This window comes from Acidimicrobiales bacterium (assembly GCA_041394185.1).
GTDB lineage: Bacteria > Actinomycetota > Acidimicrobiia > Acidimicrobiales > Poriferisodalaceae > JAAETH01.
Genome location: JAWKIQ010000002.1, coordinates 905,560 through 923,824 on the forward strand (window position 1 = coordinate 905,560; position 18,265 = coordinate 923,824).

Sequence of the window (18,265 nt, forward strand, 5' to 3'; positions counted from 1 at the left end):
GATGGTCGACGACGAGGAGCTGGTGCGACAGGCGCGTGGTGGTGACCGCCGCGCCCTCGAGACCCTGCTTCGTCGACACCATGATCGGCTGTACGCAATCTGTCGGCGCATAGCCGGCAACGACGCAGATGCAGCCGATGCCACTCAGGATGCGCTCATAACCATCGTTCGTCGACTCGACTCGTTCGACGGCAGGTCGAAGTTCTCGACGTGGTCCTACCGGGTTGCGACAAACGCCTGCCTCGACGAGCTCAGGAGACGCAGGCGCCGCCCCGATCCGACCGAATTCGACGACCGCGACTCTCCTGCCATTGGCGATGACTTTGTTTCGCGCCATGCGATGTCCGACGAGATCGGCCGAGCCCTCGATTCGATTCCCGAAGACTTCCGTTTGCCGGTGGTGATGCGAGACATCGACGACCTCGACTACGCGGAGATCGCGGAACTGCTCGGCGTCCCTGTCGGAACCATCAAGTCACGGATTTCAAGAGGTCGGGCGATGTTGGCCAACAAGCTCGGAACCGCTGCACCCCCCACCGACGTCCAACCTGGTGATCATGGCTGAATTGCACGACGACGAGATTCTGAGCGCGGCGCTCGATGGCGAGCCCGACGCCCTGAGGGCGATCGAGAGTCGCTCAGATCTTCGCGCCCGTCTCGAAGACATGGACCAGGCCAGGCAGTTGGTGCGCGGACATCGGTTCGAGGTGCCAGACGAGGTTCGCGAAGCCAACGTCTCGGCGGCGCTCGCAGCCTTCGATGAGCAATTGGGCGTCACCTCTATAGAGGCCGGCTATCAGGGTGACGAGGCCGCAGCGGTGACTCCGATATCGCGTGCCCGAAGCGCCAAACGCACCAGCAGGGCTCCGTTCGCAATTGGCTCCGCCGCGGCGGTCGTGGTCGCTGCCGTTGTCGGATTCTCGATGCTGCGAGGTGGCGACGCTCTCGACACTGCCAGCGACTCCGCGACCGACGCCAGCACAACCGAGCTGTCAGATGCGGCATCCAGCGCACCCGCTGGGTCCGCCGATGACGCCCTGGCCCCAGAACAAGGCCTTGCTTTGGACGAGGCCGGCGCGGCCGGAGCCGATGCACAGATGGCTACGACCGCCGACGACACCGGCGAAGTCGCCAAGGTCGAGTCGGCCGATGGCGACTCCGAAGATGCGCCAGAGCGGGCGGGGGGCACCGCAACGACCGCGGCGCTGGTGCCGCTGGGCCCGGTCCCCGATCAGTTCGAGCGCTGCATCGAAGCCTTGGACATACCGGTGAGGCCGTGGATCGGTGGCGCCGTCGAACCCCGGGTCGACGGCACCGGCGCCGACTATGTGTTCGTGACGGTCGTCGATGACACGGGCGTGGCCTTTTCGGTCGGATTCGTCGCCGAGTCGTGTGAGTTGATCGAGCCGCCGGTATTCGTCGAGCCCCCCGGGTGATCCCAGGGTTGTGAGCTGGTTGCCGACTGGCGCAGGGTCAACATCGGGTGCTCGCGCTGGCTAGTCTGGCCTGCATGTCTAGCGAGACCACGTCCCGCACCTCCGAACTGAGCGTTCAGGCGACCGACAAGCTCGTCGATCTCGTCGACAAGGTCCGGGTCAACACCACCGGCAGACTCATCACCGTTGCGCGTGCAATCGTCTACGGACTCGTGATCTTGGTTGTCGCCATAGTGGCGCTGGTGCTCCTGGTTGTTGGCCTGGTGAGGCTGGTCGACGTGTTGGTGCCTGGCCAGGTTTGGTCGGCACACCTGCTGCTGGGGGTACTCTTCTGTATCGTCGGGATGGTGCTCTGGCGCATGCGGACCCCCTAGTTTGTCGCCAGCTCGCCACGCCGACCGGCACGCCCTAGGGCCACCTGTGGGCAGGAATAGTCCTCGCTGGTGTCGGGTTCACACATCCGGGACAGTTCGTGCCCGCATACAAGGAGCTACAGATGGCCGAATCCATCGTCAACCTCGACGACGCCACCTTCGACATGACTATTTCGGGGTCTGACAAGCCCGTATTGGTCGATTTTTGGGCCGAGTGGTGTGGTCCCTGCAAGATGATCGCGCCGATTCTCGAAGAGATCGCAGCCGAAAACGACGGCATAACGATCGCAAAGCTCAACGTCGACGAGAATCCCGATGTCGCGATGCGATTCCAGGTGATGAGCATCCCGACGATGATTCTGTTCTCCGAGGGCGAGGCCGCCAAGCGCCTTGTAGGTGCCCGCCCCAAGGGCGCCCTGTTGCAGGAGATCGGAGAATTTCTCTAGTCCGTGCTTTCGGAGTAGGTAGTCGCGGCGACCACGTTCGCGACCTTCAGCGTCGACTCGCGGGCCTGGGGTACTCCCCTGGGCCCGCCGATGGTGTTTTTGGCCTGGTCACCAAGCAGGCCGTCGAGGCGTTCCAGGCCGACAAGGGCCTCGACATAGACGGCATCTGTGGCCGCGACACGTGGAACTCGCTGGTCGACGCTGGTTATCGCCTCGGTGACCGCCTGATCTATCTCACATCTCCGATGCTTCGCGGCGACGATGTCGCCGAACTCCAAAGCCGGCTCGCACAGTTGGGATTCGACCCGGTGCGCATCGACGGCGTGATGGGTCCCGATACCACCGCTGCTTTGATGGACTTTCAGGCCAACGCCGGCCTGGCGAGCGACGGAATCTGCGGGCACGAGACGTTGAGGGTTTTTCAGCACCTCACGCCGCGTGCGGGCACGGCGGGATCGATCGTGTCCAGCATTCGCCAACGCGAAAGGGTCAGACTTGGCCCTCGGAGCCTCGCCGGGCGCAGCATCGTCGTCGGCGAGCCAGGCGGTCTCGACGCGGTCACCGCTGCAGTACGACGCGTGCTGATCGACCGCGGTGCCGCCGTGCTCACGACGCACCACCCCGATTGGTCCGCACAAGCCGACCAAGCCAATCGTCTCGATGCCGACGCCTTTGTCGGACTTGTGTCGAAGGGCGACGAACGCTCCGTGTGCTACTTCGGGTCGGCAGGAATCGAGTCTGCCGCCGGTCGCGAGTTGGCCGGACAAGTGGCATCGAGCCTCCAACCGGTGCTGGGGCCCATGGACCTCAGGGCAATGAGGCTGCCGATTCTTCGCGAGACGCGGATGCCGGCGGTCGTGTGCAGGCTGGGTCCCGTGGCCGAATTCGTGCCCCGTGGTGCGGCCGTGGCTCGAGCTGTGGTTGAGGGATTGGACACGTGGCTATCGCATCCCTCGGTGGTCGAGTAGGCCTAAGGCACCACACAGGGCGCGAGTCATGATGGATATCAACAGTTATCCACAGGCTAGTCCACAGATGTGGACTAGTGAAGCCGAACATGAGGGTTGCATACGGCGCGCGAGGGTCTAGTTGAGACTATGACCCCTGGACGATTCGGTAGATTCGTTCGAGGTCGTCGAGGTCGGCGAAGTCGATGGTGATGCGGCCCTTGCGGCTGCCGGTCTGTATCCGCACCTTGGTAGACAGGCGCTCGGCCATCAGTTCCTCGAGTTCGAGGAATGCGGCCGGTCGGGTGCTGCCCGGTGGCAGCGTTTCGTGGTCGTCTTCGCCTGAGCCATCGGACGACTCGTCCGCCTGACGAGCGGCCGCGTCGTTCATCTCACGTGCCAGGGCCTCGGTCGCACGGACGGACAGGTCTTCTTCGATGATGCGGCTGGCGAGCAACTCTTGAGCAGCGACACCTTCACAACCCAGGATCGCGCGCGCATGGCCCGCACTCAGCGATCCGGACGCGACGTGGCTCTGGACACTTGCGGGCAACTGAAGAAGGCGCAGGCTGTTGGTGATGGCAGCCCTGGACTTGCCCATACGAAGGCCGAGTTCTTCATGAGTCAGCCCGAAATCTTCGAGGAGTTGCTTGTAAGCAGCGGCCTCTTCCAACGGATGAAGATCGTGGCGATGGATGTTCTCGACTACCGCCTGGGCGAGCGAAGACAGGTCGTCGACCTCGCGGACGATCGCCGGGATGACATCGAGGCCCGCCCTCTGGGCCGCGCGCCAACGTCGCTCGCCGGCAATGAGCTCGTATCCGCCCTGTCGCTCGCGCACCAGGATCGGTTGCAGCACCCCGAGCTCGCGAACCGATGCGGTGAGGGCCTCGAGCGCATCCTCATCGAAGTGTTCGCGCGGCTGATACTGATTCGGAACTATGTTGCGGAGCGGGATCTCTCTGTACGCTCCTGCTGCCTCTGCCGTGGCCGAGACTACGTCTGCTCCGGGAATCAACGCACCGAGGCCCTTCCCCAGCCCTCCCTGCCTCACCATTGGCACAAACCTCCAGCTTCGACCGCGTTCACTCGACCATCACGGTGCTGCATCAACAACCTCCTTGGCGAGTTCGCGATATGCGATAGCGCCTCGGCTGACCGGGTCGAACACGGTGATTGGCTGCCCAAAGGACGGCGCCTCGGACAATCGCACGGTTCGGGGGACAACCGTTCTACACACCTTGTCGGCGAAGTGGTTCCTGACTTCAGTTGCCACCTGCTCGGCCAGCTTCGTGCGCGCGTCGTACATGACCAGAACGATCGCCGAAATGACCAGGTCGGGATTGAGACTTTGTTGTATGAGACTCACGTTGCCCAGCAACTGGCCCAGTCCTTCGAGCGCGTAGTACTCGCACTGGATTGGTATGAGGATCTCAGTTGCGGCGACCAAAGCGTTCACCGTTAGGAGGCCCAGTGACGGGGGGCAGTCGATGAACACAAAGTCGAATTCGTCTGCGGCCCCATCGATAGCCTGCTTGAGACGGAGCTCGCGAGAGAACATCGGCACCAGCTCGATCTCCGCGCCTGCGAGGTCAAGGGATGCGGGCGCGACGAACAGGTGACGAACCGACGTTCCTTCGATGCAGTCCTCCAAGTCGACCGAACCCATCAAGACCTCGTACATCGACCCGTCGAGTGTTCGAGGGTCTACGCCGACTCCCGTTGTGGCATTTCCCTGCGGATCGAGGTCGACCAGAAGTACCCGATACCCGATCTCGGCCAACGCCGCAGACAAGTTGACCGATGTGGTCGTCTTCCCGACGCCACCCTTCTGGTTGGCGATCGCGATGACGCGAGCTGCCATAAGGCGATTCCTTCCGGCGAACATTGGTGCACTGAAGATCAGCACCGTACCGACAAAGGGTGCCGAAGCGGCGGCGTCAGGTCAAGGAATCGAGTTGGCCGAGTTTCACGTGAAACATGCCAGGCCGGGCTCCCAGGCCCTCAAGTGAAAGTTTCACGTGAAACATCGTCGGTTCTGGCCGCCACCCGAGGAGCGGCACATCAGCTCCAGAGGGGCTTACGAGCCGGAACCCCGGCACGCCGAGGGAAGCGTTCGTCGGTGGGCGTGGTCTTCTCGAAGATCGAGAGTTTGGTATGACCATCGTGCTCGAGTTCCGACAGACCCAGCGCTGTGAGGCCGTCCTCGGGCCAGGACCGGCCGGTCGGAGGGTCCGACACGATCACAAGACCTCCCACGCGCACCAACGGCGCCGCACACTCGACAGTCGCTGCCGCAGGACCAAAGCTGCGGGCCACCACACAATCTGCCCGCTCGCGCAATTCATCACGTCTGGCCACTATCTCGGCCTCCCCCACCACCACGTCGACAAGATCGCCGACGCCGAGCTCGGCCACACAGGATCGCAGAAAGGCACATCTTCGTTGTGAACGGTCGACCAGCACAACACGAGTCCATGCCGGCTCGAGAAGAGCCAGCAGTCCCGGCACCCCACCACCAGAACCGAGATCCAGAACGGTCCCGCCCCCGACCCGCAGTGCTGCCCCCAGTAGTTCGAGAGCGTGTGCTGCGTGATCGCCGACGGGACCGTCTCCGAGAAACCCCAAGTGCCTAGAGCGCTCGAGTTGATCAAGAACCTCCCCGAGGGATGGTCTCACTTCGATCAGTCTGCAGGTACCAGGACCACCCGACGACGAGGCTCGTCGCCTTCGCTGGTGGATGAGACACCCTCGACGTCGATGATTGCATCGTGCACGATCTTGCGATCGGCGGAGCCCATGGGCTCGAGGACACGCGACTTGCCATCGCCCGCGACCGCAGCTGCCTGCTCGCGAGCGAATTGTCCGAGGGCTTCGCGCCTGAACTCGCGGTAGCCCGCGACGTCGACACGAACTCGCCCGCGACGGCCGTCGCCCACGTGGCGCTGCAGGGCCGTCTTGGCAACCTCAGCCAGAGCCGAAAGGGTGCGTCCCCCGGGACCGATGAGCAGGCCCAGATCGTCGCCCTCGATCGACACATCGATCCAGTCTTCGTCGACTGCGGTTATCGATGCCTTGCCGGTGAGGCCGAAAGACTCGACGACGCCGTCGAGAAACTCCACAACCAGACCGCCCTGTTCCTCGAGGCTGAGTTCTTCGCTCATGTCTTGATCCTTGTTCTTGGTGTTGTCGGTGTTGCCGCCCGGACGGCTGTCCGCGAGGCGACGGATACGTTTCGGCGATGACGCCGCAGGCGAGTCGCCTGGCGCTTCGGTAACCGGGGCCGAAGCATTGCCACTGCTCGGTGACTTGCGACCAACGTCCTCTGACGAAGACGGGCGCGAAGACGCTCCTCTGCGCCTGCGACGGCGTGTGCCCTGGCCGGCGTCGGCGGTTTGCGAGGCCGGAGCAGCAGCCGTCGGTTTGCCAGTGACCGGCTTGCCCCCAGTGGTCGATTTGGCAGTGCTCGATTTGGCAGTGGCCGGTTCGGCAGCGGGCTTGGACCCACCAGTGCGCGCAGGCGCGCCTGCGTCCCCGGCCGGTGTCTTGCCACCACCGCGCTTTGCCTGGCGAGAATCCTTCTGCCCACGACGCCCCGAGCGGCGCCGATCGTTGTCCCGCCTCGCCTCGCCGACCTTTGACGGTGGCTTGGTCGGTTTCACACGGGCACGAATACGGGCGTCGGTGCGCCTCAGCCCAAACAGGCTCGACGACGCCTCCTGAACAATCTCTAGTTCCAATTCAGAAGCTGTAACTCCGAGGCGATCCAGGGCGATCTCCCTGGCTTCATCTACCGAGGCGGCTGCAATCTCGACCCACTCCATAGGAATCAGCGCTTCCGCTTCTTCTTCGAGGGGCGATTCATGCCGTCGGCTCCGCCTGTGCGAGACGTCGGTCGCGGCCTGCTGCCGCCACTGGTTTGGGGACGCTGGCGCTGGCCACGCTTCGAAGAACCATCCGAGTCGCTCGGAGCCGCAGGCCTGCGCGTGCGAGGTCGAGGCTGGGGGCGCGGCCGCGACGGCTCACGTCCGGCGCGCTTGTCGGCAGGCCGAGGAGCACGTTTGGGGGCTTCTGCCGCGCTGTCTTCGCGGCGGGGCTTGTCCTTCTTGGTCGAGGTCTCTTCGACCTCGACGACGGCCGACGAAACGTCGAGCGGCGGCATCTTCTTGTGAATGTAGGCCTGCTGCCCAACCCGGTACAGGTTCGAGACAATGAAGTACACCACCAGGCCTGCGGGCATGAAAAACGAGAACACCGGAAGCATCCACGGCATGATCTTCATCAACATCTGCTGCTGGGCCGGGATCTCGCCGGTGCGGCGCGCGGCCATCTGGCGCTGCTGATACCAAGAGGTGACGGCCGTGATGGCGACCAGCACCAGGAAAGGAATCGACTTTGTGATGCTTTCCTGCACCACGTCGTTGGCGTGGCGGGCCAGGTCGATACCGAACGACAACATCTCGTCGGTGCGGTGCAGATCCTTGTAGAGCTCGGTGCCCTGATCCAGATAGTCGGGATCGAACAGCCCGTCGTCGCCGATAGTCGTCAAACCACGCAGCACACGGAACAAGATGAAGAAGATCGGAATCTGCACCAGCATCGGCAGGCAGCCACCCAGCGGGTTGACCCCCTCGGCCTGGTACAGCGCCATCATCTCGGTGTTGAGGGTCTGGCGATCGTCCTTGTGTTTGGCCTGCAATCGCTTGATCTCGGGCTGCAAGCGCTGCATCGCCATCATCGAGCGGGTGCTCTTCAAGGTCAGCGGCGTGAACGCCACCATGATGATCAAGGTGAACACCGCAATCGCCAGCGCGTAGTTGTGCGTGAACGAGTAGCAGGCAGCCAGCAGCGTGGCTATTCCCTTGAAGATGGGGTCGAAGATCACTCCCATCGGCTCACACGGCCTTTCCCTCGGCGCCTACGCCGAGTTTCTGTTGGGCTTCGGGGGGTTCGACAGAACCCCTCCTCGGGGGAACCGGATCCCAACCGGTCGGACCCCACGGGTGACACTTTCCGACGCGACGCAGCGCCAACCACGTACCCCGAAAGGCACCGTGCACCTCGATCGCCTCGACAGCAAAACTCGAGCAGGTCGGGTCGAAGCGACAAACCGGAGGACGCAGACGCGGCAGCTTCTGATACGCACGCACCATCCACACCAGTCCGCGTCCGACGGGGCTCACCGCGATTCATCCACGACGAGCAGGCGTTGACAACGCGCCGAACGTCTGATCGACGTCTTCGAGCAACTCGGGGAAATCGGGCTCCTGAGACCCCGAAGAACGCCATCCGATGAGGTAGATACCAGGCGCAATAGCGGCAGAGCGCGCCGAAAGCGCCGCCCGCAGACGGCGTCTGATTCGGTTGCGGGTGACGGCGTTTCCATTGCGACGACCGATGGCAAATGCGACACGCGGGGCGCGAAGCGACTCGTCGACGACGCCACGGACCCAGATGTAGCGGCCACTTCGGCGACGTCCCTCGGCATCGACACGACGAAAGTCGCTTCGATGCCGACACCGCTCGATCAAGCGCTCAGACGCTTGCGTCCCTTGCGGCGGCGGGCCTGGATGACGGCGCGACCGGCGCGATCCGACATCCGGTGACGAAAGCCGTGCCGGCGAGCACGCCGACGATTGTTGGGCTGGAACGTACGCTTCACGGAGAACCTCCAGGGCAGCCAAGGGGTGTTGGGCCGCCCGACGTGGGCACGGTCGGCGGAAAGGGCGCGACCGCGTTGTCGGCTCTCGACCGACGGCGCATCAGGGTAGAGCCCCAAACACGATTCGGCAATGCCAGGGTCACAACGCTTTGAATCCACAGACCCGCCCGGTTTCGAGCGGCTCGGCCAAGCCCTTGCGTTCAACCCACGCGCTGGTGATAGGTTGCCCGGTCTGGACAAGTCCGAATCGCCGCTCTGACGCCGCCAAAGCACACCACGGTGGGTCACCACCTCCGAATCGGACCGCCGAGTTCACGACGTCATCGAGCACCGGACCCACAAATTGGCCATACTCTTCCCACAGAGTTATCCACAACTGTGGAAACCGGGCCGTCGGAGGGTCGAGGGAACAACCGAATGAACACGCCCTCCCCCATCGATGACGAGCTCTGGTTCCGTGTGTCGGCCGCCCTTCGTTCACAGGTCTCCGAGGCGGTATGGCACTCGACCTTCGCCGAGGTCAAACCGCTGGGCTCCGAAGCCGGCGAGCTCTTGCTGGCAGTCACCAGCTCTTTGACCCGAGAGCGCATCGAGGATCGCTATCGCTCGATGGTCGAGGCCGCCGTTCGAGACGCAGGCAGCACCTCATCGGTTCGAATCGTCGTCGACGAACCCGACGCGAAGATTCCGTTCGCTCACGACATGGTCGATACCGAGACGCTGCTGGAAGAACAGGTTCATCGCGACCACAAGAACGCCATACGTCGTCCCACACCCGAACCCCAGCCTGCACCCGGTCACGGAGACAGCCTCAGCGAGCGCTACACCTTCGAGACCTTCGTAACCGGAACCTCCAATCGTTTCGCCCACGCCGCCGCGCTCGCGGTCGCCGAGACACCGGGCCGCAGCTACAACCCTCTGTTCATCCATGGCGGAGCCGGGCTGGGCAAAACCCACCTTCTTCAGGCGATCGTTCACTACATCCGACGCAACTATCCCGGCCACCGCGTCAGGTACGTCTCGACCGAGTCGTTCATGAACGAGTTCATCGAGGCCATCCGCACGACGGGCCAAGCCGCCTTCAAGCGTCGCTACCGAGACGTCGACGTGCTGCTCGTCGACGACATCCAGTTCATGGAGGGTAAGGAAGGGTTGCAGGAAGAGTTCTTCCACACCTTCAACAGCCTGCACGGCGCAGGTCGCCAAGTCGTGCTCTCGTCCGACCGGCCTCCCCGGTCTATCGCCACGCTGGAAGACCGTCTTCGCAGCCGCTTCGAGTGGGGCCTCATCACCGATATTCAGCCCCCCGACCTAGAGACCCGCCTGGCCATCCTTCGCAAGAAGACCGAGGCCGAAGGCAGTCGGGTGCCCGACGACGTTCTCGAGTTCATCGCCACCAACATCAAGAACAACATCCGCGAGCTCGAGGGGGCGCTGATCCGCGTCGCCGCGTTCGCATCGTTGACCCACGAACCACTCGACATCGAGCTGGCGACCAAGGTTCTGGCCGACATCGTCACCGACGGCGAGTCACGTCCCATCACCATCGATCGCATCATCGACGCGACCGTCATCATGTTCGGGTTCAACCGCGAAGAATTGTTGGGCAAGCGACGCCATCGGGCGCTGGTGACCGCCCGCCAGATCTGTATGTACGTCTGTCGAGAGCTCACCGACCTCAGCTATCCGTCGATAGCTCGTGAGTTCGGCAACCGTGACCACACCACCGTGATCCACGCCGTCGACAAGATCTCCAAACAGATGGCCGAGCGTCGCCAGATCTACGACCAGGTCACCGCACTCATCCAGGACATCAAGGCGGCATGACCGCTACGACCACGAACCGTGCCGCGGTTTTTACACAGCGCGCGAACAACCTGTGGAAAACACCCAGCACTCCTTCCGGATTGTCCTGTGGACACAAGCCATCAATCCACAGGCAAACCACGAGGGGCGTGTCAAACGTCCCACGGGTGTGGAAGGCTGGGGAAACAGGTCGGACAGCGAAACAGCCTCCGACCTGGGAAGACGACTGCTTGTCCACAATCCACACGCCTACTACCCCTACTGCCTGATTCAATCTCCAAACGAGGACTTGTTGTGAAATTCCGATGCGAACGAGACCTGCTGGTCGACGCCCTGTCGACCGCTGGACGTGCGGTCACCGGTCGCGGTGGCGCGCTACCCGTTCTTTCCGGTGTTCGGATCAACGCATCCGACGACCGCATCGAGGTGACGGGTAGCGACCTCGATCTGACCATCCGCTCATCGGTAACGGTCAATGTCTCAGAAGCGGGCACGGCCGTGCTTCCGTCTCGGCTGCTCAACGACATCGTTCGATCGCTCGATCACGGAGCTGTCGACGTCGAGATCGAGGGAGACGAGGCACGCATCTCGTCCGGTCGCAGCCAGTTCTCGGTCCGAACCCTTCCCGTGGACGACTTTCCTCATCTCGACGAGCCATCCGGTAATCAGGTCAGCGTTGCGGCCGATCAGCTTGCGTCGGGTCTCAAGCAGGTGGTTCTGGCAGCCAGTTCCGATGACGCCAGGCCCATCCTGACCGGTGTGTTGATGACAGCCGAGGAGGGAGGCCTGCGCCTGGTCGCCACCGACTCGTACCGTCTGGCGGTTCGTGACCTGCCCGACGCGACGGTGTTGGGTGAGGGTCAAAAGGTGTTGGTGCCGTCGCGCGCTCTCGGCGAACTCGTGCGCGTTCTCGGCCACGCCAAGGAGGTCAACGTGCGACTCGGAGAACGCGACGTGACCTTCTACGTTGAACCCGAAGATGGCGTCAGCATCGAGCTGACCACCCGTCTGATCGAGGGAGAGTTCCCCAACTACAGGCAGTTGATTCCAGCCTCGTACCCAAACGAGCTGCGCGTCGGCCGCGAACAACTGCTCGATGCCGTCAGGCGGGTGAAGCTGATGGCTCGCGAGGCCACTCCCCTGCGACTCACCCAGCGAGACGGTTCTCTCGAGCTCATGGCTGTCACCCAAGACGTCGGCCAGGCCCACGAAGAGGTCGATGCCACCTACAACGGCACAGAGCTGACCGTTGCATTCAACCCCGATTTCCTCATCGCGGGTGTAGAGGCGGCCACCGGAGACGAGGTCGTGTTGCAGACTCTCGACGCCTTGAAGCCTGCTGTGCTGCGTTCCACCGAGGGAGCCGACTACCTGTACCTGCTGATGCCTGTGCGGGTGTCCTGAATCGGCCTGACATGCATGAGGAAGAGCGCGCCGACGAGGTCGTGCTGCGCGAGATCAGTCTCGACAACTTCCGCAATCACCGCTCGACCAGGGTCACGTTCTCTCCAGGACTCACCGTCATCACAGGCGACAACGGTCAGGGAAAGACCAATCTGCTGGAAGCCATCGGCTGGATGGCCACACAGTCGAGCTTTCGTGGTGCCAGCACCGACACCCTCGTGGCGGTCGGAGCCGAGTCTGCCGTCATACGAATGACCGTCGAGGTCGGTCGGCGCGAACGGTTGATCGAAGCTGAGCTGAGCCGCCGCGGACGCAATCGGATACAGGTCAACAAGCAGCCCTTGCGCAGGGCCCGCGACATGTTCGGCACCATGAGGGTTGTTGTCTTCTCGCCCGACGACCTGGAAATCGTCAAAGCGGGTCCGTCCGAGCGGCGACGATTCCTCGACGAGTGTTTGGCGTCGACCCACCTGCGCGCGATGTCTGACCGCGCCGACCTCGACCGCATTCTCAAACAACGAAACACCGTGTTGAAGCAGGCCGGTCCCAGAGGAGGGTCAGACGTCGATGCCACCCTCGATGTCTGGGACACGAAGCTCGCCGAAACGGGAGAACGTGTCGCAACAGCCCGCGAACGCCTGGTCGAGATGCTGAACCCGTTGGTCGATGAGGTCTATCGAACGCTGGGGGGCTCGGGGTCGCGCGTCGAGATGTGTTATCAGCGGTCGTGGAGTGACGACCTGGCCGCAGCTCTGGCAGCTGCGCGAACCGACGACCTCAAGCGCAAGGTCACCACGGTCGGCCCTCACCGAGACGAACTCGAGATCTGGCTCGACGGGTTGTTGTCGCGGACCCACTCGTCGCAAGGCGAGCAACGAACCATCGCATTGGCCCTGCGGTTGGCATCACAACGGGTGATCGCGACCGCCGTCGGAACCGAGCCGATCGTGTTGCTCGACGATGTCTTCTCCGAGCTCGACGACCGGCGGACGAAGGCACTGATGAACCAACTGCCGGCTACGCAGACGATCCTGACCACGGCCACGGGAAGTGTTCCGTCGGGTGTGGCGGCCGCCCGGTCTTATTCGATCTCCGATGGGGTGGTGACCCTGCTCGCACCGGACCCGTCCACATGAGCGAGCCGCGGCCGCTGGGCTCTGCCCTAGACCGTCTGCTCGGTGGCCTCGGGCCCACCACCTCGAGTTTGGTAGACCTTCACGACCGCTGGCAGGAAATCGTCGGGGAGGCGGTTGCCAAACACTCCCACCCCGTCAGGTTCGTGGACGGACATCTGGTCGTCGAAGTCGACGATCCGCGTTGGGCCACCCAGATGAGATTCCTCGAATCGACTATCGTCTCCTCGGCCTCACAGACGCTCGGGGTTGGCATCCAAAAAGTCGAAGTGCGGGTGTCGAAACGCCAGTCGGGGCGCTGAAAGCCCCTCTGAGTGCATACAACGTCGACCAATACCCCCCTCCACACTGATACAATCAAACGGTCTTACAGGCTCTGAGCCTGGCGGCACCGAACCAGCGCAGAGCTGAACAGCGAGTCAAACCGATCGGGTCGATCCGCTGTCACACCCTGTTGCGACCATGGGTCGGTCCGTAACGATCTACAAGGGGCAAGCATCAGTGACCGACGTTGCATCAGCTAGCTACGAGGCGAGCAACATCCAGGTCCTCGAAGGACTCGAGGCGGTACGCAAACGCCCGGGCATGTACATCGGATCGACGGGCCCCACGGGTCTGCATCACATGGTGTACGAGGTCGTCGACAACTCGGTAGACGAGGCAATGGCCGGGCACTGCACCACCATCGAGGTCACGATCCTGCCCGACGGCAGATGCCGTGTTGTCGATGACGGGCGCGGCATACCGGTTGGCCCACACCCCAAGTACCCAGACAAGTCCGCGGCCGAGGTCGTTTTGACCGTGCTTCACGCCGGCGGCAAGTTCGGTGGTGGGGGGTACAAGGTCTCTGGCGGCCTGCACGGTGTTGGCGTTTCGGTGGTCAATGCACTGTCGAGTTCTGTAGTGCTCGAGGTCGATCGCGACGGCAAGAGGCATCGCCAGGAGTTCCGCGACGGAGGCGACCCCGTTGGGCCCATGGAGGTTGTGGGCGAAGCCCCGGGTGGGCGAACCGGCACCACCGTTACGTTCGCCCCAGACCCGACCATCTTCGAGACCGTCGAGTTTCGTGCCAAGACCCTCACCGATCGTTTCCAGATGATGGCGTTCCTGAATGCCGGTTTGAGGATCGAGTTCCGCGACGAGCGCGAGGGTCAGGAGTCGCAGATCTCGTACCAGTACGAGGGAGGCATTCGCGATTTCGTCCGCCACCTCAACGACTCCAAAGAAGCCCTGTTCGACGCTGTCGGCTGGTACTCGGGTTCAGAAGAAGGCGACGAGGTCGAGATCGCGTTCCAATGGAACACCGGCTACAACCTCGACGGCATCCACAGCTTCGCCAACGGCATCAACACCATCGAGGGTGGCATGCATGAAGAGGGCTTTCGCACAGCCCTGACCGCCACCGTCAACAAGTACGCGCGCGCCAAGAATCTGCTGAAGGAAAAGGACGAAAACCTCCAGGGCGACGACATACGCGAGGGTCTCACGGCCATCGTCAGCGTGCGTCTGCAAGAACCTCAGTTCGAGGGTCAGACCAAGGGCAAGCTCGGCAACACCTCCATGAGGTCGCTGGTTCAAAAGACCACCAACGAAGCTCTCGCCGACTGGCTCGAGGAGCATCCCGCAGAGGCCAAACGAATGGTCGGCAAGGCCACCGACGCTCGCCGAGCGCGCCTGGCGGCCCAGAAGGCCAAGAACACCATCCGCAAGTCCGCCCTGGACGGCGCCGGCCTACCCGGCAAGCTCACAGACTGTTCGTCTCGCGATCCCGAAGAGTCCGAGCTGTACATCGTCGAGGGCGACTCGGCCGGCGGGTCGGCCAAAGAAGCGCGAGATCCGCGCATCATGGCCATCCTTCCCATCCGCGGAAAGATCATCAACGTCGAGCGGGCCCGCATCGACCGGATGTTCAAGAACACCGAGGTCCAGGCACTCATCTCCGCCATCGGTGCCGGTGTCGGCGAGTACTTCGACGCGGACAAGATCCGGTATCACAAGGTCGTTCTGTTGTGCGACGCCGACGTCGACGGCAGCCACATCAGAACCCTGCTGCTCACGTTCTTCTTCCGTCAGATGCGCGAGATGATCGAACGTGGCTACGTCTACATCGCCCAGCCGCCTCTCTACTCGACCAAGGTCGGCAGTGAGACCGTCTACCTCAAAGACGATCCCGCAAAGAACGCCTTCCTGGTCGAGCGCCCCAACCACAAGAACGAGTTCCAGCGCCTGAAGGGCCTGGGCGAGATGAACGCCGACCAACTCTGGGACACCACGATGGACCCCGACACCCGCACCTTCTTGAGGGTCACCATGGAGCAAGCGGCCATCGCCGATGAGGTGTTCAGCACCCTCATGGGCGACGACGTCGAGCGGCGCAAGGAATTCATCCAGACCAACGCACGCGACGTGCGCTTCCTCGACATCTGAGCAGAACCGGAAACGATCCGAACGTGAGCGAAGAAAACAACCCGCCCGAAGACACGGTCGAGGAGACCGAAGAAGAGATCCGCATCTCGGTGAGCGACATCGAGATCCAGCAGGAGATGGAGCAATCCTTCCTCTCCTATGCGATGTCGGTGATCACATCACGCGCGCTTCCCGATGCGCGCGATGGCCTCAAGCCGGTGCACCGCAGGATCCTGTGGTCGATGTACGACTCGGGGCTGCGGCCCGAGCGGCCTCACAAGAAGAGCGCCACCGTGGTGGGCGACGTGATCGCCAACTATCACCCTCACGGCGATGGTGCCATCTACGACGCCCTGGTTCGAATGGCCCAGTCGTTCAGCCTGGGTCATCCGCTGATCAACGGCCAGGGCAACTTCGGCAGCCCCAGCGATCCACCTGCCGCATACCGCTACACCGAGTGCAAGCTCGAACAACTGGCCATGCACATGGTCGCCGACATCGACGAGGACACCGTCGACTTTGCGCCCAACTTCAACTCCGAACGCGACGAGCCCGAAGTTCTTCCGTCGCGTTTTCCGAACCTGCTGGTCAACGGCAGTCAGGGAATCGCGGTGGGCATGGCCACCAACATTCCCACCCACAACCTCGGCGAGGTCATCGACGCCACCACACACCTCATCGACAACCCCGATGCCACCGTTGCCGATCTGATGGAGTTCGTCCACGGGCCCGACTTCCCCACCGGCGGTCTGATCATGGGCCGCTCGGGCATCTACCACGCCTACACGACCGGCCGGGGTTCGGTTCGGATTCGCGCCAGGGCCGAAATTGTCGAGGTGCGCAACTCGTCGCAGATCGTTGTGACCGAGATTCCCTACCAGCAGTCGGTCGAGAACATCGAGACCAAGATCGCCGAGGCGGTCGACCGCAAGATCATCGACGGCATTCGGGCGCTTCGAAACGAATCAGCCAAGGGCAAGACACGTTTCGTGATCGAGCTGAAGCGCGATGCCCCGGCCCTGGTGGTTCTCAACAACCTCTACAAGCACACGCCACTGCAGAGCAGCTTCGCCGTCAACATGGTGGCCCTCGTCGATGGTGTCCCCCGAACCCTGAACCTGCGATCGGCGTTGGTCGCTTATGTGAACCACCAGATCGAGGTGGTTACACGCCGCACCGAGTACCGGCTCAGGCAGGCCAGGGATCGTGCCCACATTGTCGAAGGCCTCTTGAAGGCGCTCGACCTGATCGACGAGATCATCGCCACAATCCGCGCCAGCGACGATCGTTCGTCAGCCCTAGCGGCGCTGCAGGTGGAGCCCTTCGAGTTCAGCGAACGTCAGGCCAACCACATCCTCGACATGCAGTTGGGGCGTCTGACCAGGCTCGGTCGGTCGCAGCTCGAGGAAGAGCTCGAGAAGCTCACCACCAAGATCGCCGAACTGGAGGCGATCTTGGGTGACGACCAGCTGCTGCGGACCGTCATCAAGGACGAACTCCAGGCGGTCAAGCAGGCTCACGCCATCGCTCGCCGTTCGGAGATCACGTTCGACCCGGGCGACATGGAGGACGAGGATCTCATCGACGACGAGCCTTTGGTCGTGACGATGTCAGACCGCGGCTACATCAAAACGGTCTCGATCGATGCCTTCCGCACCCAGGCCCGGGGGGGACGTGGTGTCCAAAGCGCAAGGCTGAAGGACGAAGATGTCTTGACCCACGTGGTCGCCACCACCGCCCACGCCTACTTGTTGTTCTTCTCGAACAAGGGCAAGGTCTATCGCCTCAAGGCCCATCAGATCCCGATGATGGACCGCACCGCTCGTGGCACTGCTGTGGTGAACCTGCTGCAACTGGACCCCGACGAGCGTGTTCAAGCCATCATCGACACCCGCGATTACGAAACCCACAAGCACCTGTTGTTTGCCACCCGGGACGGTGTCGTCAAGAAGACACTCCTCACCGAGTACGACAAGTCGCGTGCCGATGGCCTGATAGCGGTGAATCTGCGCGACGGAGACGAGTTGGTCAGCGTGGTGCGCACCACAGGCGACGATGATGTCTTCATGGTCGCGAGCACGGGCCAGACCATCCGCTTCGACGAGAACGAGGTCAGGGCCATGGGTCGGGCCGCCGCAGGTGTTCGAGGAATGCGATTGCGTGGCGACGACTACGTCGTGGCCTGCGACGTCGCTCGCCCCGATACATCGTTGTTGATCATCAGCGACGACGGCTTGGGCAAGCGGACACCTCTCGATCGCTACCCCCGCAAGGGACGCGGCACCATGGGCGTCATCGGTATCCGCCTTCGCAATGACGGCGCGCGCGTGGTTGGTGCGCACATGGTGGCCGAGGACGACGAGGTGGTTCTCGTCGCATCCGGCGGCACATTGATCAAGACCCGCGTCGGCGACATCTCGGTTCAAGGTCGAGACGCCTCTGGTGTCAGGGTCATGAACGTGCCAGCTGGTGAAGTGGTCGCAGCGGTGGCCCCAACCCCGGCTCCCGAACCAGATGTCGACGAACCGCCTGCAGAGCAGCCCATCGCCGAGGGTGCCGATCAGCCCGGCGTCGGGGGTGCCGATCAGCCCGGCGCTGAAAGCGCCGATCAGTAGAGCTCAGCCACTTCCCCCGTAACAGAAAGTCACAAC

19 protein-coding genes are annotated in these 18,265 nt (G+C 63.0%); 11 read left to right on the forward strand and 8 right to left on the reverse strand.

What is annotated here, in order from left to right; translation table 11 throughout:
- The first annotated feature begins 1 nt into the window (after position 1).
- The 4 genes from R2770_11825 (at position 2) to trxA (ending at position 2,256) form a co-directional block, all read left to right on the forward strand.
- Positions 2-565, forward strand: a complete 564-nt coding sequence (locus R2770_11825) for a sigma-70 family RNA polymerase sigma factor (GenBank protein MEZ5281148.1) — start codon at positions 2-4, stop codon at positions 563-565.
- Positions 558-1,436 carry a hypothetical protein gene (locus R2770_11830; GenBank protein ID MEZ5281149.1) on the forward strand — a complete coding sequence of 293 codons (879 nt, stop codon included), beginning with the start codon at positions 558-560 and terminating at the stop codon, positions 1,434-1,436. The genes R2770_11825 and R2770_11830 overlap by 8 nt, the downstream gene beginning before the upstream one ends.
- 74 nt (positions 1,437-1,510) lie before the next feature.
- Positions 1,511-1,810, forward strand: coding sequence for a hypothetical protein (locus R2770_11835; GenBank protein ID MEZ5281150.1), 300 nt, complete (start codon positions 1,511-1,513; stop codon positions 1,808-1,810).
- Positions 1,811-1,932: 122 nt separating this feature from the next.
- Positions 1,933-2,256: a thioredoxin gene (gene trxA / locus R2770_11840; protein ID MEZ5281151.1), complete on the forward strand. Its 324-nt coding sequence runs from the start codon at positions 1,933-1,935 to the stop codon at positions 2,254-2,256.
- On the opposite strand, the gene R2770_11845 is transcribed toward trxA, so the two are convergent.
- Positions 2,253-2,534: a hypothetical protein gene (locus R2770_11845; GenBank protein MEZ5281152.1), complete on the reverse strand. Its 282-nt coding sequence runs from the start codon at positions 2,532-2,534 to the stop codon at positions 2,253-2,255. The genes trxA and R2770_11845 overlap by 4 nt on opposite strands.
- A 15-nt stretch (positions 2,535-2,549) precedes the next feature.
- Between R2770_11845 and R2770_11850 the strand changes: the two genes are divergently transcribed.
- The gene (locus tag R2770_11850) at positions 2,550-3,224 is read left to right on the forward strand and encodes a peptidoglycan-binding protein (protein MEZ5281153.1); all 675 of its coding nucleotides are present in this window, start codon (positions 2,550-2,552) and stop codon (positions 3,222-3,224) included.
- A 127-nt stretch (positions 3,225-3,351) separates the two neighbouring features.
- Here R2770_11850 and R2770_11855 read toward each other — a convergent pair whose 3' ends face one another.
- The 7 genes from R2770_11855 to rpmH all read right to left on the reverse strand — a co-directional run bounded on the left by R2770_11855 (position 3,352) and on the right by rpmH (position 8,865).
- Positions 3,352-4,260 (reverse strand): ParB/RepB/Spo0J family partition protein, encoded by a 909-nt coding sequence (locus R2770_11855; GenBank protein ID MEZ5281154.1) that lies wholly within the window; start codon positions 4,258-4,260, stop codon positions 3,352-3,354.
- Positions 4,261-4,299: 39 nt separating this feature from the next.
- The gene (locus R2770_11860) at positions 4,300-5,067 is read right to left on the reverse strand and encodes an AAA family ATPase (GenBank protein MEZ5281155.1); all 768 of its coding nucleotides are present in this window, start codon (positions 5,065-5,067) and stop codon (positions 4,300-4,302) included.
- A 200-nt stretch (positions 5,068-5,267) separates the two neighbouring features.
- On the reverse strand, positions 5,268-5,882 hold the full coding sequence (locus R2770_11865; protein ID MEZ5281156.1) for an RsmG family class I SAM-dependent methyltransferase: 615 nt from the start codon (positions 5,880-5,882) through the stop codon (positions 5,268-5,270).
- Between the two features lie 5 nt (positions 5,883-5,887).
- Complete coding sequence (locus R2770_11870; GenBank protein ID MEZ5281157.1) at positions 5,888-6,367, reverse strand: R3H domain-containing nucleic acid-binding protein; 480 nt, start codon at positions 6,365-6,367, stop codon at positions 5,888-5,890.
- A gap of 665 nt (positions 6,368-7,032) precedes the next feature.
- Positions 7,033-8,094, reverse strand: a complete 1,062-nt coding sequence (locus R2770_11875) for a YidC/Oxa1 family membrane protein insertase (GenBank protein ID MEZ5281158.1) — start codon at positions 8,092-8,094, stop codon at positions 7,033-7,035.
- Positions 8,095-8,098: 4 nt separating this feature from the next.
- Positions 8,099-8,356, reverse strand: coding sequence for a membrane protein insertion efficiency factor YidD (gene yidD / locus R2770_11880; protein ID MEZ5281159.1), 258 nt, complete (start codon positions 8,354-8,356; stop codon positions 8,099-8,101).
- Positions 8,357-8,730: 374 nt separating this feature from the next.
- Positions 8,731-8,865 (reverse strand): 50S ribosomal protein L34, encoded by a 135-nt coding sequence (gene rpmH / locus R2770_11885; GenBank protein MEZ5281160.1) that lies wholly within the window; start codon positions 8,863-8,865, stop codon positions 8,731-8,733.
- A gap of 417 nt (positions 8,866-9,282) precedes the next feature.
- Between rpmH and dnaA the strand changes: the two genes are divergently transcribed.
- The 6 genes from dnaA (at position 9,283) to gyrA (ending at position 18,229) form a co-directional block, all read left to right on the forward strand.
- Positions 9,283-10,692 carry a chromosomal replication initiator protein DnaA gene (gene dnaA, locus R2770_11890; protein MEZ5281161.1) on the forward strand — a complete coding sequence of 470 codons (1,410 nt, stop codon included), beginning with the start codon at positions 9,283-9,285 and terminating at the stop codon, positions 10,690-10,692.
- A gap of 273 nt (positions 10,693-10,965) precedes the next feature.
- Positions 10,966-12,075, forward strand: a complete 1,110-nt coding sequence (gene dnaN, locus R2770_11895; GenBank protein MEZ5281162.1) for a DNA polymerase III subunit beta — start codon at positions 10,966-10,968, stop codon at positions 12,073-12,075.
- Positions 12,076-12,086: 11 nt separating this feature from the next.
- Positions 12,087-13,211, forward strand: coding sequence for a DNA replication/repair protein RecF (locus R2770_11900; GenBank protein MEZ5281163.1), 1,125 nt, complete (start codon positions 12,087-12,089; stop codon positions 13,209-13,211).
- A complete protein-coding gene (locus R2770_11905; protein MEZ5281164.1) occupies positions 13,208-13,510 on the forward strand; it encodes a DUF721 domain-containing protein in 303 nt (100 codons plus the stop codon). Before R2770_11900 ends, R2770_11905 begins: the two co-directional genes overlap by 4 nt.
- A 199-nt stretch (positions 13,511-13,709) precedes the next feature.
- The gene (gene gyrB / locus R2770_11910) at positions 13,710-15,635 is read left to right on the forward strand and encodes a DNA topoisomerase (ATP-hydrolyzing) subunit B (GenBank protein MEZ5281165.1); all 1,926 of its coding nucleotides are present in this window, start codon (positions 13,710-13,712) and stop codon (positions 15,633-15,635) included.
- A gap of 23 nt (positions 15,636-15,658) precedes the next feature.
- Positions 15,659-18,229 (forward strand): DNA gyrase subunit A, encoded by a 2,571-nt coding sequence (gyrA, locus tag R2770_11915; GenBank protein MEZ5281166.1) that lies wholly within the window; start codon positions 15,659-15,661, stop codon positions 18,227-18,229.
- Positions 18,230-18,265 lie beyond the last annotated feature (36 nt).